Annotated in this window: 12 protein-coding genes; 1 reads left to right on the forward strand and 11 read right to left on the reverse strand. The window is 52.6% G+C overall.

Annotated features, from left to right (window positions below):
• Positions 1 to 8 precede the first annotated feature (8 nt).
• The 4 genes from DFQ01_RS19000 to DFQ01_RS19015 all read right to left on the reverse strand — a co-directional run bounded on the left by DFQ01_RS19000 (position 9) and on the right by DFQ01_RS19015 (position 4,380).
• Complete coding sequence (locus DFQ01_RS19000) at positions 9 to 1,352, reverse strand: CapA family protein (RefSeq protein ID WP_181394748.1); 1,344 nt, start codon at positions 1,350 to 1,352, stop codon at positions 9 to 11.
• Between the two features lie 247 nt (positions 1,353 to 1,599).
• Positions 1,600 to 3,018 (reverse strand): S-layer homology domain-containing protein, encoded by a 1,419-nt coding sequence (locus DFQ01_RS19005; protein ID WP_110045477.1) that lies wholly within the window; start codon positions 3,016 to 3,018, stop codon positions 1,600 to 1,602.
• Positions 3,019 to 3,146: 128 nt separating this feature from the next.
• Entirely contained in the window at positions 3,147 to 3,425 is a 279-nt protein-coding gene (locus DFQ01_RS19010) for a hypothetical protein (protein ID WP_110045478.1), read from the reverse strand.
• Between the two features lie 73 nt (positions 3,426 to 3,498).
• Positions 3,499 to 4,380, reverse strand: a complete 882-nt coding sequence (locus DFQ01_RS19015) for a serine/threonine protein kinase (protein WP_245946792.1) — start codon at positions 4,378 to 4,380, stop codon at positions 3,499 to 3,501.
• A gap of 181 nt (positions 4,381 to 4,561) precedes the next feature.
• On the opposite strand from DFQ01_RS19015, the gene DFQ01_RS19020 reads away from it, so the two are divergent.
• A complete protein-coding gene (locus DFQ01_RS19020; RefSeq protein WP_110045479.1) occupies positions 4,562 to 4,774 on the forward strand; it encodes a hypothetical protein in 213 nt (70 codons plus the stop codon).
• Positions 4,775 to 4,871: 97 nt separating this feature from the next.
• Here DFQ01_RS19020 and nagZ read toward each other — a convergent pair whose 3' ends face one another.
• The 7 genes from nagZ to DFQ01_RS19055 form a co-directional block, all read right to left on the reverse strand.
• Entirely contained in the window at positions 4,872 to 6,485 is a 1,614-nt protein-coding gene (gene nagZ / locus DFQ01_RS19025) for a beta-N-acetylhexosaminidase (RefSeq protein ID WP_110045480.1), read from the reverse strand.
• 2 nt (positions 6,486 to 6,487) lie between these two features.
• The gene (locus tag DFQ01_RS19030; RefSeq protein WP_110045481.1) at positions 6,488 to 8,104 is read right to left on the reverse strand and encodes a response regulator; all 1,617 of its coding nucleotides are present in this window, start codon (positions 8,102 to 8,104) and stop codon (positions 6,488 to 6,490) included.
• Positions 8,079 to 9,914: a cache domain-containing sensor histidine kinase gene (locus DFQ01_RS19035; RefSeq protein WP_110045482.1), complete on the reverse strand. Its 1,836-nt coding sequence runs from the start codon at positions 9,912 to 9,914 to the stop codon at positions 8,079 to 8,081. Before DFQ01_RS19035 ends, DFQ01_RS19030 begins: the two co-directional genes overlap by 26 nt.
• Before the next feature lie 63 nt (positions 9,915 to 9,977).
• Positions 9,978 to 10,859, reverse strand: coding sequence for a carbohydrate ABC transporter permease (locus DFQ01_RS19040; RefSeq protein ID WP_110045483.1), 882 nt, complete (start codon positions 10,857 to 10,859; stop codon positions 9,978 to 9,980).
• A gap of 2 nt (positions 10,860 to 10,861) precedes the next feature.
• Entirely contained in the window at positions 10,862 to 11,743 is an 882-nt protein-coding gene (locus DFQ01_RS19045; protein WP_110045484.1) for a carbohydrate ABC transporter permease, read from the reverse strand.
• A gap of 84 nt (positions 11,744 to 11,827) precedes the next feature.
• Positions 11,828 to 13,246 carry an extracellular solute-binding protein gene (locus tag DFQ01_RS19050; RefSeq protein WP_110045485.1) on the reverse strand — a complete coding sequence of 473 codons (1,419 nt, stop codon included), beginning with the start codon at positions 13,244 to 13,246 and terminating at the stop codon, positions 11,828 to 11,830.
• 268 nt (positions 13,247 to 13,514) lie between these two features.
• Positions 13,515 to 14,642, reverse strand: a complete 1,128-nt coding sequence (locus DFQ01_RS19055; protein WP_110045486.1) for an SEC-C metal-binding domain-containing protein — start codon at positions 14,640 to 14,642, stop codon at positions 13,515 to 13,517.
• Positions 14,643 to 15,391 lie beyond the last annotated feature (749 nt).

Here is a 15,391-nt window from a genome sequence, read left to right on the forward strand (position 1 = left end):
CCCCTCTCCTATGATGCTGCAGGATGAATAAGCGATAATTCAGGCAAGCTGCTTCTCATATGCTTCATTGTTGCATTGAACTGATTGTTCGCTTGCGGGAGCTCGCTGTCCTTCGTCTGCTCCAGAGGCGTAATCCGATAGTCTTTCCAATTGTTGAAGTAAACGTAGGTCGGCATGAACCCTGGGCTGCGCAACGTGATGGTCGACTGCCCGTCTACTGTTGTTTTAACCACATCGAGGTACCCTATACCACCGATCTGCTTCTTCACCCCTTCTTGGGATGAAATATAGTTGCCGAGCGAATACCAGACGAACGTCTGATGTCCATCCTGCCCTTCCAGCCATGCAGGCGGCTGCAGCACATGCGGATGATTGCCGATGACGATATCTACGCCAAGATCCGCCAGCTGCTGCGCCAATTGCTGCTGCTGCTTATTCGGGAAGTCCTCATACTCCGTCCCCCAGTGCATGGCAACGACGACAACATCGGATACCTGCTTCGCCTGCTTCACGTCGGCTTCAATCTTGTTCATATCAATCAAGTTGACTAGGTAGTCTTTGCCCGTCGGCACCGCGATCCCGTTCGTGCCATACGTATAGGCTAGTACGGAGGACGTAATGTCATTGCGCGTAATAGTGCGGATCTTCGCTTGATCCGCTTTGCTCTTGAATGCGCCTGTATACGGCATGCCAATCTTGTCCCAATACTTGAGCGCACTCTGGATCGCTTTCTCTCCACGATCAAGCGTATGGTTGTTCGCCACCGTCACGAAGTCTACGCCCACATCCTTCAGCGTATCTCCCACCTCGTGCGGGCTGTTGAAGGATGGATAGGTCGACAAACCGATTTCCTTCCCGCCGATCATCGATTCCTGGTTTGCTATGAGCAGGTCAGGCTGCAGCATGGTGTTCTTCACTAATTGAAAGACGGAGCTGAAATCATACGTACCATCCTTCTGCTCCGCTTCCCGATAAATCGGGCGATGGATGAGTACGTCGCCAATCGCAGCGAGCGTGACGCTCGTCTCGACGGAATCCGGCTCGATCGGCGTGACCGATTCGGAATCGGTGCCGTCGCCTGTCGAATCGGATTCAGACGTTTCGTCACCTGATTGTTCTATGCCGGTCGTTGCCTGGGAATCCGAACCGGACGAATCATGATCCGTCTCGGCCGTATTGCCGACAGCTGTGTCGGTGTTGGTATCAGCAGCGTTGTCCGTGCTAACTGCATTGTCAGTGGTATCGGCAGCGCTAGAATCCTCCGCCTCGGCCGACTCATCGGCAGCAGAGTCCCCTTGCTGCCCCCCTTGTACGACGCCTTCCACGGGCTCCGTCACCGCGACTTGCGGCATGGTGGTTTGAACACTTTGCTTGAACGGACCCGCCTGTATCGAACAGCTGCTTAGGATCATAACGAACAATAATGCCACTATGGCGTATCGCAAACTATCGATTCTCTTTATGGCCATAACCCCCTTACATCTTCTCTATCATTCTATCAGAAAGCGACAATATCTTGTTTACCTGAATGCAATAAAAATCCACAATCTGGTTGATTGTGGATGAGGAGAAGGTCGCATATATATGAATGCTATTGAATTAACTATCGTATGTCAGTGTCACAACAAAGACCGTGCCATTATAGGAGTAGCTAAACTGTGAAACGGTCCCTCCACTGAAGATGGTATCCATCATATCGGCCTGCACGTCACCTTCATAATCAACGCGGAAGGTAACCGTTTCTGAACGAGAAGAGATCGCGGCTTTCAAACGCTCCTTCATCTCTTCCGCGCTTCGAACGACAAGCCCCTTCGACTCGTAGTAGTTGGCTGCGGTTGCCGTAGCCGATGGGAACTTATCCATCTCCCATTTATGATCGTCAGCCAACTGCTCATCCGTTACGTTGAAATAGGCATACATCGTCCGCCCCTCAACATTCGGAACCGGGTCGTCCCAGGTGACATCCAGATTATAGTATTCGCCGCCAATGTTTACTTTGTTCCACGCATGGCTGATGCCGTTCGCTGTCCCCGATACAATCTGCGAATCAATACCCGCAAGCTCCAGTAAAAGGTGTGCAGCATAAGCATAGCCTTGGCATACAGCCGTCCCCTTGAAGAAGACACCGTAGGCACTATAAGAATCTTCCGGAATGGTACCCGCAAGATAATTGTCGTAGTCGTAGGCGGTGTGCAGCACAATATAATCGTGAATGGCGAGCTCCTTGTCGAACTCCGTCATGCCCGGCTTAATGATCTCACTATTAATCCGCAAGGCTTGGTCATAGATTTGCTTCGTACGTGCGTCTTGAAGGATGATCGGCTTGCCATGCTGCTCCACAGCGTCCAACAGTGCATATTCACTATCGACATAAGAAGGACCTGTGTTCTTAGCGATTCGGTTGGCCAGAACGAAAACCTGCTCGCGCGTCACGCTCGCCTTAGGCTGGAACTGCAGCCCGCTCTTGGTTTCCGCACCTTGCATAATGCCCGCTGCCGCCAGCTTATTCACGGCCTCAACGGCCCAACTTGCAATTGCGCCCGAATCAACAAATGCAGCAGCCTTATCTCCGTTAATCTCTTCTTGCAGCCCGGCTTTGACAAGCGTATTGTACAGCATCACAGCCAACTGTTCTCGTGTAACCGCAGCGTCCGGCGAGAACTTGCCTGCTCCGGTCCCTCCAATAATGCCAAGCGCAGAAGCTTTCAGCACGTCAGCATCCTTAGTGTCCTTGAACGGATTCGTCGCTGCCGCGGGCGCCTTGCTGTTCGTTAATCTTTCGTACAGACGCACGATAACCCCGCTTAACTCCGCACGGGTAATCGCGCTCTGGAAATTCCCCCAGACCTTGTCCGGGATGAGACCGATCTGCCTTGCCTCATAGCTATCTTTTATCGCCCACTCACTTGAGCTATAGGAAGCTGCCGATACTATCGCAGGCGCCTGTAGCAGAGCAGCGGCACAGAGCATGGCTGCTGTTGTCCCCGCAAGCTTACGTCCGATATGTGTTTTCATCATTCGCTAGAACATTCTCCTTCAAATTGGAGTATCATTCCTCATATATCGGAAGAACCACCCCCATTCTAAAGCAGCGAGCACAAATAACCCCTCAGCCTCTCGCGGCCCAGGGGTACAGGAATACGACTTTATTCCGTTGAATGTCCGAACACGCCCATCAATCCGAAAATAATCGCGGACATCGCGAGCAAAATCATCATGTATTGAGGGATCAAAGACATCGCATGATACTCATTCTGAAAAGCTTGCAGCTCCTCCTCCGATTCGCCGCTGGTACTATCGTAAAACTTCAATTCCTCAGCCACATAGCTGCTGACACGTTTTCTCGTTCGAACGTAGACGATCAAGTAAGCGAAACCACTCACTGCAGAGATCGATAACGCGAGCTTGGACATGCTGTCGGTCACGGATTAGCCTCCACGAAGCAATATGGGATAGTCGTTACAACTCCTATATGCATAGCATCTCATCTGGCAAAGCTTAGTATACTTCGCCATCGTACTTGTTCCGCGAATCATCACTGTAGACAAACTCATGGAGCGCTTGCTCACACTCTGCGGCCGTATACCAACATCCTTCAAGCAGCCCTTGAATGAATGCCTTCACCTCGGAGTCGAGCGTCAATTCCTCCTCCCAGCTACGCTCCTCCTGCCCTTCAGCAGGTTCATAGCTGGCATACATAAGGAACAAAAAAAGATGGCCAAGTCCGTGCAAATCGCTTGCCGGCTCCGGCGCTCGCATCCGCTGCTTCACCGCTTCCCAGCCGTCGGCGAACCCGCTTGGCTCATGCTTCCTAGATAATGCCGATGCTTCAACCGGCTGTTCTTCCCCTATCGGACAGGCTAAACCGTAATCGATCAGGTAGACGCGATCGCCGCAAACCAGCACGTTCGGAATACGTACATCCCGATGAACGAAACCAGCAGCGTGCAGATGCTTCAGCGGATGGAGCAGCTGACGAACCATTTGCAGCGCCTGCTGCTGCGTATACGTCTGGCTCCGCTCCATCATTAATCGCTCCAGACTTAGTCCTTCAATTAGTTCCATAACCAGCGCAGCCTCGCGACGATGAACGGCCTCTCCGAGCCATCTCGGAATTTGCGGATGATGGAGCGCTTGCAGGACGTCACTTTCACGCTGCAGCAGTCTCCGCCCTACCGCTCGCTTGCTTGGCTTGCTCCTTTTCAGAAGGACAGCCTTACCTGTGTGCTCGTCGGTACAGCGATACGTTTGCCCGTAGCTGCCTTCACCGATGTACTGCTCAATCCGATAGCGATCAGCCCATACCATCCCTTGACGAAGCGGATAATCCATCCAGTTCATCCGCCACTGCTTCCACCATGCCCAGAACTTCGCCAGCACCCGATCGCCTCCTTGGTCTCACATACGATGCACGGAGCATGCTGGTTTCTATTCCATCCCTAATTCCGCCAGCGCGGATGCATACTTTAGGCGTCCCAAGCTGAAACCACTAAGCGTAAGGAACGTATGAAAAGGTACATTCAGCTTCTCAGCTGTTCCGAATCGTTAGGAGGTTTCTCGCATGTTAAGACATTTGATGAATCGTCTTCTTGGCTCCTTAACAGGCCACAAGCATCATGGCAATCACGGTCACTACGGTCAGCATAGTAAGTACGGTTATCCTCATCACAGTCACAGCAGCAGCGATTATAAAAAAGGCAGCTACTACCCGCCTCAACAACCGAAATACGGCCATGGCATCTATAAAAAGAAACACGGCAGCTACAGCAGCTAATCGTAAAATGAAAGCCCTGAATGAACCCGCTTAGCGCGCTTCATTCAGGGCTTTATTTATGAAGCGAGTTAAGGCTGCAGTCGGTCGATCCGTCCTACTAAGCTAAGCCGTGTCCACAAGGGTACTGCTCCGCGATCGTAACCGGCAGCTTACCAAGCGGTGCAGCAGCACCTGCAAGCACCTTCGCCAGCGCCTCCATCATAATCGGCCGGTTCTCATAGCAAGCCAAGTAACCATGTACATCCGGGAACTGGTTCAGATCATACGGATTGCGAAGCGCTGCCACGATGACCTTCACGCCATCTCTACTCAGCAGCTGGTTCACAAGCGCCGTCTGACCAGCAGAGAAGGAAGCATTGTACGTGCCAACGACGACCTGTGTAAAACCAGCGCTTGCTTGCATAATCCGTTCAATCTCCTCTGGCGTTGGCTCTGTTCCAATGATGCTCTCCTCAACGCTGCCCATATAGGAACGAAGCGCACTGCCGATCGTCGCATCCTGCGCAATGATCTCATCAACCTCGGTATTCGTTCGCACTTCTGGCCAGACAACGAACGTCGGAACATCCTTCTGCAGCGGCACGACCTGTTCCTCGTTGCGAACGAGCGTTACGCTGTGCGCCGCTGCTTCACGCGCTACTGCGAGATGCGTCTCGGATCCGATTGCGGCGTCATCTCCGATAACACTGCTGCCAGCCTGACCGCGGCGCAGCTTTAAGTCGACAATCCGGCGCACCGATTCATCGATTCGCTCCTCGGTCAGCTCGCCGCTCTCAACTGCCGCATAGATCGCTTCGAATGCCTCCAGCTGTCGATCCAACCGGTGACTCACAAGCACAAGATCGACACCTGCTTGCAGCGACATGACAGCGCCCTTGCCAATGCCGACCGTCTCCGAGATCGCTTTCATCTCTAGGCAGTCGGTGACGATAACGCCGTTATAGCCCAGCTCTTCCCGCAGCAGACCGGTAATGATATTCGCCGACAGCGTAGATGGGACGCCTGAATCTTCATAGGCCGGGAACATCACATGCGCCGTCATGATCGCGTCGACACCCGCTTCCACTGCCCGGCGGAACGGTACAAGCTCTACGGCATGCAGCCGATCATGGTCATGCCCTACGACGGGAAGCTCGTGATGGGAGTCAGCAGACGTATCGCCATGACCCGGAAAATGCTTCGCGCACGCCGACACGCCTGCCTCCTGAAAGCCTTCAATTGCAGCCGCTCCTAATTCCGCCACCTGCTCCGGTCGTTCGCCGAAAGAGCGGACGCCGATAACCGGATTCGCAGCATTGTTGTTCACGTCCAGACACGGAGCAAGATTCATATTGATGCCCATTTGCAGCAGCTCGTCGGCCGAAACCCGTGCCGTACGATAGGCATACGCCAGGCTGCCCGTCGCCCCAATCGCCATATTGCCCGGCATCAGCGCAATGTCCTGATCAATCCGCGACACCATGCCGCCCTCTTGGTCGATCGCAATCCAGAGCGGAATGTCCGTCACCTCTTGCGACAACGCGTGAAGCGCAGCCGACAGCCGTGCCACCTCGCTGCTTGGACCGACATTGCGACGGAAATAAATAATGCCGCCAAGCTTATAATCCTGAATCAGCTGCTTGATGCCTTCCGTCGGCGTTGCACCGTCCAATCCACACATGACGATTTGGCCGATTTTGTCCCGCAAGCTCCATGTCGATAGGTCCACCATGCTTATTCCCCCCAAGTTTCCTTGTTCTTGCCGGCTCGCTTCTCCCGATATTCAGACGGAATTTCTCCTGTAATCTTATGGAACACCTTCGTAAAATATCGCCGCTCCGCATATCCGACCGACCGTCCGATATCGGTAATGCTTCGATCGGTCATCAGCAGGAGCGACTTGGCAAGCTCAATTCGTTCCGCGGTTACATATTCGACGAACGTGCATCCAACAAACTGCTTGAACAGCTGACTGAAGTAGCTGGCGCTAATGCCGAGACTGCCCGCCACCTCGTCAACGCCGAGGTCACGAGATAAGTGCGTACCAATGTAATCCTTCGCGGCATGCATAAGTACGTCGCCTGACTTGCGGCTCATCGACAATTCAAGGCCCGCATTCATAATGCGCCGGACGACAGCCAGCATATCCTTCACGCGGGTTGCCTGCTCCATGGCGGTCCAGATTTCCTTCTCCTCTCCGGCAGACAGCACGTTCAGATCACGCATCTCCCGCATCAGATGCAGCGCGGAAAAATGGACCAGTTTCTCCGCATGTGCGAGCGATCGTCCCGGAGTCGACTGGACGCGGGCCGTCAGCTGCTGCAGCACCGCCTCCACGCCGTCGCGATCGTTGCGCTTCAGCGCTGACACCAGCTGTTCGATCGTCACCCACAGCGTTTCTTCCCCATCGGTCACGGCAGCATCTTCGCCAGACCATAGAATCGAGCGATCCTTGCCCGACGCCAGATGCACCGTCTTCTGCAGCGAGCGGTACATCCGAGGCAGCTCATCAATCGGAATCTCCTGCGGGTGCACCCCGATGGATAGCTTGACGCCGACATGGCTCTCGACTGCCGATTGCAGCATTTCGGCCCAGCGCCGAACATCGGTCAGAGCAACAGCTGCCTCTGCTTCATCCTTCTCATGCAGAATACACCACTCGCCCTCGCGCATTTGAAGCACCGCATAACGAAGCCCTTCGGTCTGCAGGGCGTCTTGCAGCACGTTGCGAACGGCGAAATTGCGCAGCTTCCGATCCTGCTCGGACGTGAACCGGTACTTGTGCGTGTAGTCATCAATATCGGCCAGCATAAGAATGTAACGGAAGCGGCTCGCGTCAACCTCGACATCGTCGAACATGAACTGCGTCTGCACGGACGAATAGTCCATCAGTATGTCGTAGAGCATCTTCTCGTGCGCGAGATGAATCGCTTGGCCAAGCTGCGCCTGCGCCGCATGCCGCTCTCGTACACGTTCGCGGACCGTGCCCGCGAGACGGCCGATTATGTTCGTCAGCTCTTCGTAGTCAATCGGCTTAAGCACATAATCGCGTACGCCGAACTTCATAACGGAGCGTGCATATTCGAAATCCTGATAGCCGGTCAGCATGACGACCTCGGCTTCCTCGCCAAGCTCGCGCAGCTTCCCAAGAAACGCGATGCCGTCCATGACGGGCATGCGGATGTCGCACAGAATGATGTCTGGATGATGCTCCGCCACAAGCTCAAGCGCCTGCACGCCATTCTTAGCCAGACCGATAACCTCTAAGTCCAGTTCGTCCCATGGCAGGACAATCTGCAGGTTCCTCAGAATATGCACTTCATCATCAATCAGCAGCGCCTTCAGTCTCATGTGCAACACTCCCGGTATCCTTCTTCGGAATGGTGAACTTCATCGTTGTCCCTGTGCCCTGCTCGCTGCATATAAACAAGCCATATCGGCTGCCATATTGAATGCGGATGCGATCTGCGACATTGTAAACGCCTAGCCCACGAGTCTCGCCCGTTTGCGGTGAATCCTCATGGCGTATATCTTTCATCGGTCGGTCGTAGTTGAACGCCGCGAGCCGCTCCGGCGGAATGCCAATGCCGTTATCCTCGATATAAAAGGCGAGTACATCGCCCTCTTCACGTCCAGATACGCGGATATGGCCCATGTAGTCGATGCCCTCGAAGCCGTGCTGGATACAGTTCTCGACCAGCGGCTGCAGCGTAAGCTTCAGCATCGCGTACCGCATCAGCTCTGGCGGAATGTCGATCTCGAAGTCGAACAGCTCCTCGAACCGGAATTTCTGAATGCCGAGATAACTGAGCAGATGATCAAGCTCCTGCTCGACTGTGATCTGCTCCCGCTGCATGATGCTGATCCGAAGCAGATTGCCAAGACGAGTGACCATCTGGCTGACCTTCTTGCCTTGATTCTGCACCGCAAGCACGTTGATCGATTCGAGCGCGTTAAACAGAAAATGCGGCTTGATCTGCGCCTGAAGCGCCTGAAGCTCGGCGTGTCGCTTCCGCTCCTGCTCGCTTTTCACTTCGGTTAGCAGCTCCGAGACCTGCGATACGAGACTATTGAAGCCCCGTGCCAACAGCACTGTCTCGTCATTGCCTTTAATCGGCAGTCGAGCGTTCAGATCCCCTCTCTCCACGCGGCGCATGAACTTAACCGTCTGGAGAATCGATTTCGCGATCCGATTCGCGAAGAACATAATGAAGTAGCACGCGGACAATACGCAGAACAGCAGGATGCCAACGACCCAGCGGGAGTAAAGGCCAACTTCGCTCGACAGTGACTTCCAAGAAGTAATCGAAACGAGATGCCAATCTTCTTTCTCAATGCCAGCTCCGATGCTTGAGATGACGCTGTCCTGTCCGTCGAACTTGCCTCTGCCGCTTCGATAGGTGGTATCGAGCACGAGCGGTTTTTTCACATATTGATCGATGAATTTGCCGTTCAGCTTCTCGCTGCTGTCATACATGATAAGTCCTTTGCCATTGACGATTAGAAACTCCGTCGTGCTCTGCTTTTGCTTGTAGCGGAAGTAACGGAACACCGACTCGATGCCGGAGTTCTTAATTTGCACGAGCAGAATCCCTTTGTCATTAAGTGTGGCGATATCTTTGACAACCCGAATCTGCGTGAACACCGGATCGACGCCTGTCAGCTCCGGGTATTCATAAGGTCCGACCCAGACCGGCTGTCCCTTGCGGTCAAGCACTTGCTGGTAGATCTCCTGCTTTTTGAATTGAGAGAACGGCATGGCTTGGAAATGCTCTTTGGTAAAAATGCGATTGATCCGCTCGTTGTTGAGCGTGTACATAAAGGCGTAGCTGACCGACGGGTGGTTGATCAGCAAGTCACGGAAATTACGCTGAACCTTGTTCAGGTCCAAGTAGTCGATTTCCTTCAAGTCTGTCTCATAGCCGTTATTGAGCATCTCTTGGATCGCATCGCTGGCGATCGTGCTGTCCGTCACCTTGTTCATTTCGCCGAAGACGAAGCCCACGCTCTGGGTAAGCGCGCGGAGCGTCAACTCGGCTTGTCCGGAATATTTCTCTTCAATCATATTCGTGACAAGAATGTAGAGGGCGAAGCCAAGCGCGATGAGCGGAACGATAATGAACGTCATAAAGGCGCCAAACAGTTTGTATGGAAGTGACATGGCTGCTGCACGGCTCCTTCACGAAGATTTCATGCCTATTCATATCGTTCGCTCGTTAATCCGTTATCCCTTCACGCTTCCCGCCGTAATGCCTTCAATAATTTTCTCCTGCAGGAAAGCGTAGATGACGAGCACCGGCGTCACGCTGAACACGATACCTGTGCAGATGAGCGCGTAGTTCGTCTGGAATGCGTCGCGGAAGCCGACCATACCGGTAGGCAGCGTCTTGAGCGCATCTTTACTAATGAAGAAATTCGCGAGCAAATATTCGTTCCACACGCCGAGGAAGTTGACGATGAACACCGTCACAAGCGCTGGCAGCGTGAGCGGAAGAATCAAGACGAGGAACATGCGAATGGCGCCCATGCCGTCTACGACTGCCGCTTCCTCTAGATCCGTTGGAATATTGCGCATGAACGCTGCGATGAGCAGCACGCTCAGCGGCAGTGCGCCCGCCGTATACGGCAGGAACAGCGCCCAATGCGTATTCAGAATGCCCATCTTCATGACGAGCACATATTGTGCGATGAATAGTACGTTGCCGGGAATGAGCATCCCGATCAGCACGAACTGATAAATCATTTTACTCGTACGGAGAAGCTTCATCCGCGTAAGGGCGAAGGCCGTTCCCGCAGCCAGCAATACGCCGACTACAGATGAGGATACTGATAAGTAGAGACTGTTCCAGAAGTATACGCTTATTTTGGCCTTGACCCATGCTTCTACATAGTTGTGAAAATACAGCTTCGTCGGGAAGCCAAACGGGTGCGCCGCGATCTCCAGATTGCTCTCCTTCAAGGAGGAGAAGACAACGAATATGAACGGGAACAGAATAACCGCCACATAAGCCATCAACACAACATGCGGCAATACGCGCTTCACTTTCTTCGGGACGACGACTCGGTTACGAACGGCAGGCTGGGTGCGCTTAAGCAACGGTTGCATGATCAATCATTCCCTCCCTGGTTTCTTCCGAACGTCAACTGATAAAGTGCGGTCAGTACGAGAGCGAAGGCAAATATAATCAATGAAATCGCGGTGCCAAACCCATAGTTCGGATCGACGCCCATCGCCTCGTTGACGAGATACGAAGCCATTACTTCTGTCGAGCCGACAGGACCGCCCTTCGTCATGACGAGAATAATATCGACGACGCGCATAGCGCCCGCGATCGACAGCATAATAACGACGGAAATAATCGGACGAATGAGCGGTACCGTAATGAGCAGCGCACGTTGTCTGCCGCTCGCGCCGTCGATTTCGGCTGCCTCATTCACTTCTCTCGGAATCGCTAGAATCGCGGCCAGCACGAGCACGATGTAGAAGCCCATCCACTGCCATGCGTTGGCGGCGAGAACGGACACCATTGCCCATTTCGTATCCGCCAGCCAATAGATCGGATCGATGCCGAATACGGATAGCAGCTTGTTCAGCGGACCGATCTCCGGCTCGTAGATGAAGCCCCACAAGATGCCGATGACCGAGGTGGACAGGATGGACGGGATGAACACCGTTGTTTTGTAAAACCCTTGGAATCGTTTGATCTGCCCGATCAGAATGGCAAAGAAAATAATAAGAGGCACTTGGATAAAGACGGAGAACAGGATGAAATACATATTATTAACGATCGCATTGCGGAAGTCAGGATCGTTGAATGCCGTAGTAAAGTTATCGAATCCAATAAACGAATAGTCTTCGAGTCCGTTCCAATCGGTGAACGCATAGAACGAAGAGGATGCCATCGGATAGATGAAGAACAGGCAGTACAGCAGCAAGGTAGGAAGAACGAACATCGCATATACATAGGGATTTTTCAGCGTGCTTTTCATGATTTGCCCCCTCATAAGGATAGAAAGGCGCCGCCCGCTATCGGGCGGGCGACGCCTCTATCAAGCATTGGCCGATGATGTCAATTATTTCGCAGCGGCAAGTGCTTTCTCTTGTACCTTCTGCATGGCATCCGCCACTTCTTGCGCCGACGATTTGCCAGCGATCAGCTTCTGGATTTGCGATTCCGATTCTTTGTACACATCGGAAGCTACCGTCGAGTCGAAGTGCGAGAATGCGCCGCCGGAGTTGCCAAGAATTTGCATCACTTGCTTAACGATTGGATCCTCTACCTTCGCGATGGATTCGTCGGACAGCTTCATCGACGGCAGCAAGCCGTCTTCGAGCAGGCCGCGAAGCTGCATTTCTTCGCTGTACATGTTCTTAATGAACGCTTTAACCGCCGTCAGCTCTTGCGGCGTCAGATCAGCGGAGAAGCCGTAGCCGTTACTGTAGTTGCCGTTAACAGCCAATTGATTGCCTTTGCCGTTTGGCACGCCCGGCATTGTGAAGAAGCCTACTTGGTTCGTCAGATCGCCGGCTTGCGCTTGATCCTTGAACACGGACGAACGCCAGCTGCCGTCGAACATCATGCCTGCTTTGCCCGTAACGAATTGGTTGAGCATGTCAGCATACTCCAGACCAAGCTCGCCTTTCGTGAAGTAGCCTTTTTTCTCCCACTCTTGGTACTTCGAGAATGCTGCCACTACTTCTGGCGAGTTCCATGCTTGCGAGCCGGCTGGGAAGCCGTCGATCGCTTCTGGTCCTGCATAACGTCCGATGAGCGTGTTGACGAGCATGTTTGGTACCCATGCGCCTTTGGAGCCCATTGCGAACGGCGTAATTTTATTTTTGCTCAGCGTATCCGCTGCCGCTTCTAGCTCATCCCAAGTGGTCGGTTCTTTGATGCCGTATTTCTCGAACAGCGGCTTGCTGTAGAAGAAGCCTTCCGTGCTGCCCCCGATTGGCAAGCCGTATACTTTGCCGTCCAGCGTGAATTGGTTCAGGTTCAGGAATTTATCCCCGATGCCGAGTTCCGCAATAATAGGGGTCAAATCGAGCAAGCGTCCAGCCTTCGCATATTTGAGCGCATCGCCCGCGCCGCCGAACAAATCGAAGATCTTAGGTGGGTTACCTGCTGCCATCTCTGCTGGAAGCTTCGTGAACCGGTTAACTTGGTCCTCAACGCCGTCGAGCTCGATCGTCAGGCCCGGAACATCCGCCTCCGTTTTCTTAACAACATCATCAAGGATCGCTTTACGGAACTTCTGCGCGTCGCTGATTTGGATGTGACGCAGCGATACGGTGAACGGCTCCGCTTCTTCTTTCTTCGGCTCTTCTTCCTTAGCCGGCGTTTCCGTTTCCGTCTTCGCCGTGTCCGTCGTCGTTGCAGTCTGCGTGTTATCTTTCTCTGTGGAGGACGATTCATTCTTGTCGCCGCAGGCGCTCAGAACCGTGGAAGCTGCAAGGATAAGGGTAATGCCCAGATAAATCGACTTCTTCATTCGATGACCCCCTGATCGATAATGTGAAATCTTCTTTACAATTCGATTATAGTTCCCGCCTCTGTGACGCATAAGATTCACATTTCCATGATAGGGGGGTAAAATTCTCTACTCTTTTGTATCCCTGCTGGATGAAAGCAGAGAATGAGGATCGGAGCGTAGTGATGTGCTACGTGAGAACCGGAAGTCAATGCTTCATTCAGGTTTCGACGCCGAAAATACTACTTGTGATGCTTCGTGATCAAAAGCGGACTTTTTGAACTACCCCTTACATGCAGCACTTCTTGTATTTCTTGCCGCTGCCGCACGGGCAAGGGTCGTTTCTGCCCACTTTCACTACGGAAACAGACGTTGGAATTTGTTCGTTAGTAAGCTGTCTCAGCTCATTGGGCGTGTAGCCTCGGTTAGCCCACAGTCTTGTGTTATTCTTCACGTCAATAACAAGCTTAATGAAGCGTTCAAACTGCGCCTCCGTATTAAATTCCAGCCCTCTTCGTTCGAACTCATAGATGACCTCGTCCATCGATTCATCCATTTGACAGACGAGCTGAATTTCGTCGACCAGATTTTCGACTAACACTGCATGCTTCGGAAAACTCTTTAATAAGAAGGTCTTCAAGCTCTCCAGCTGCAGCGTCCAGTCGAAATAGAGGTCGTCTGCATACTTCAAGAATTGCTGCTTGGCCGGAATGTAATACGGCTTGTCCTCGATACCATGAAGAAGTCGTTTCAGCTCCTCCTCACCGTCTACCCCTTCGCTAATAAAATTCCCGTCTTCATAGAACCATGCCTGCCGATCGCTCATTAACAGCTTGGCTGACCGCGCAAACTCCTCGGGCGTCATCGTTTCAGCACTCGTGTGCTGCCCGAGATAAATTTCATATACCGTACCGATGGAACAAACGCCATACAAATTGACGCATGCATCGACATACTGACTAACTAGCTGACAACGATCACGCGATTCTATGAATTCGCTGAACGGAAGCTGACGGTACGCCTCTTGGATCTCGGACGGAATAAGGTAGGTTAGCTTCTCATCCGAATAGAAGGAAAATAACATGCCGCGATTCATAAGTGACACATATTGTCCCGGTACGATCCCGTCATCATGCAGATAGGGTACTTGGAGCAGTCGCTGAGCAAGCTCCCAATCTCTCTGTCTGGCAACCTGAAACGCAATACTGACCTCTTTCCCATCTGCAATTCGTTCCATTAATGCATCAGCCAGCGCCGACTTGTTCATCTTGGATCGTCCCGGCACACTATAGCTTGAAGCGAGATCGCTCAGCCGCTCCTTGGTCAGCTTAAGCAGAATGTCCCTTAATTCCGTGGTTACCTCGCCTTTGATCGCATGTTGAATATTTAACTTTTCAAGCTCTTGTGCCAAATTCATAACCGTTAGTCCCCCATATACGTTGTTTATTTGTTATTAGTTTAAATGATTTGAGGCTTGTCCACACGTGTTATCCTCAGAAAACTCGGAACAGGGGGATATGCCGGAGCTCGGGTTGGGTCGAGCAACGGGTGGCGGATGACGGATGACGGATGACGAATTGCAACGGTTGCTATTATGGTTATTGCGTCGAAATGGCGGCGTTTGGTGCTCTAACGGTTGCACGCGGGGCTATTGGAGTAATATCGGGGGCTCACTGCTGCATTCTAGAGAAATAAGCACTGTGGCAACCGTAAGTTGGTGGAAATGCCCGTTTGACGCGCAATAAGCACGCTCACAACCATTACGTGCGTTAGTATGTAGAACGAATCGCCGAGCATGACTGGCGGTTTTCTGTAACGTTTGCCACAGCGGCTATTGCGGCGAAATAGCAGCATTCGGAGCTCTAACGGTTGCACGCGGGGCTATTGGAGTAATATCAGGGGCTCACTGCTGCATTCTGGAGAAATAAGCACTATGGCAACCGTAAGTTGGTGTATGCGGGAGCGTTTGGCGCGCAATAAGCACGCTCACAACCGTCCCTCGTATTTAAGGGTTTCTCTCACGAATGCTCAACCATTCGCAGGATTTCAACTATTAAGATGTCGGATGAAGCGATGGAATTAGGGCTGACAGTTGTTGATGACACAGTCGGGGTATGCAGGAACAGAAGTTGCGTTGATGCGCACTTCTCTTTAAGTTCTACTGCA

Source organism: Paenibacillus cellulosilyticus, assembly GCF_003182255.1.
GTDB classification, from domain to species: domain Bacteria; phylum Bacillota; class Bacilli; order Paenibacillales; family Paenibacillaceae; genus Paenibacillus_T; species Paenibacillus_T cellulosilyticus.

What these genes read in the sequence shown, in the direction of transcription:
- DFQ01_RS19000 (WP_181394748.1), bottom strand. Translation starts at nt 1,352, where the DNA reads ATGCCGCAAGTCGCGGTGACGGAGCCCGTGGAAGGCGTCGTACAAGGG.
- DFQ01_RS19005 (WP_110045477.1), bottom strand. Translation starts at nt 3,018, where the DNA reads ATGATGAAAACACATATCGGACGTAAGCTTGCGGGGACAACAGCAGCC.
- DFQ01_RS19020 (WP_110045479.1), top strand. Translation starts at nt 4,562, where the DNA reads ATGTTAAGACATTTGATGAATCGTCTTCTTGGCTCCTTAACAGGCCAC.
- nagZ (WP_110045480.1), bottom strand. Translation starts at nt 6,485, where the DNA reads ATGGTGGACCTATCGACATGGAGCTTGCGGGACAAAATCGGCCAAATC.
- DFQ01_RS19030 (WP_110045481.1), bottom strand. Translation starts at nt 8,104, where the DNA reads ATGAGACTGAAGGCGCTGCTGATTGATGATGAAGTGCATATTCTGAGG.
- DFQ01_RS19035 (WP_110045482.1), bottom strand. Translation starts at nt 9,914, where the DNA reads ATGTCACTTCCATACAAACTGTTTGGCGCCTTTATGACGTTCATTATC.
- DFQ01_RS19040 (WP_110045483.1), bottom strand. Translation starts at nt 10,859, where the DNA reads ATGCAACCGTTGCTTAAGCGCACCCAGCCTGCCGTTCGTAACCGAGTC.
- DFQ01_RS19045 (WP_110045484.1), bottom strand. Translation starts at nt 11,743, where the DNA reads ATGAAAAGCACGCTGAAAAATCCCTATGTATATGCGATGTTCGTTCTT.
- DFQ01_RS19050 (WP_110045485.1), bottom strand. Translation starts at nt 13,246, where the DNA reads ATGAAGAAGTCGATTTATCTGGGCATTACCCTTATCCTTGCAGCTTCC.
- DFQ01_RS19055 (WP_110045486.1), bottom strand. Translation starts at nt 14,642, where the DNA reads ATGAATTTGGCACAAGAGCTTGAAAAGTTAAATATTCAACATGCGATC.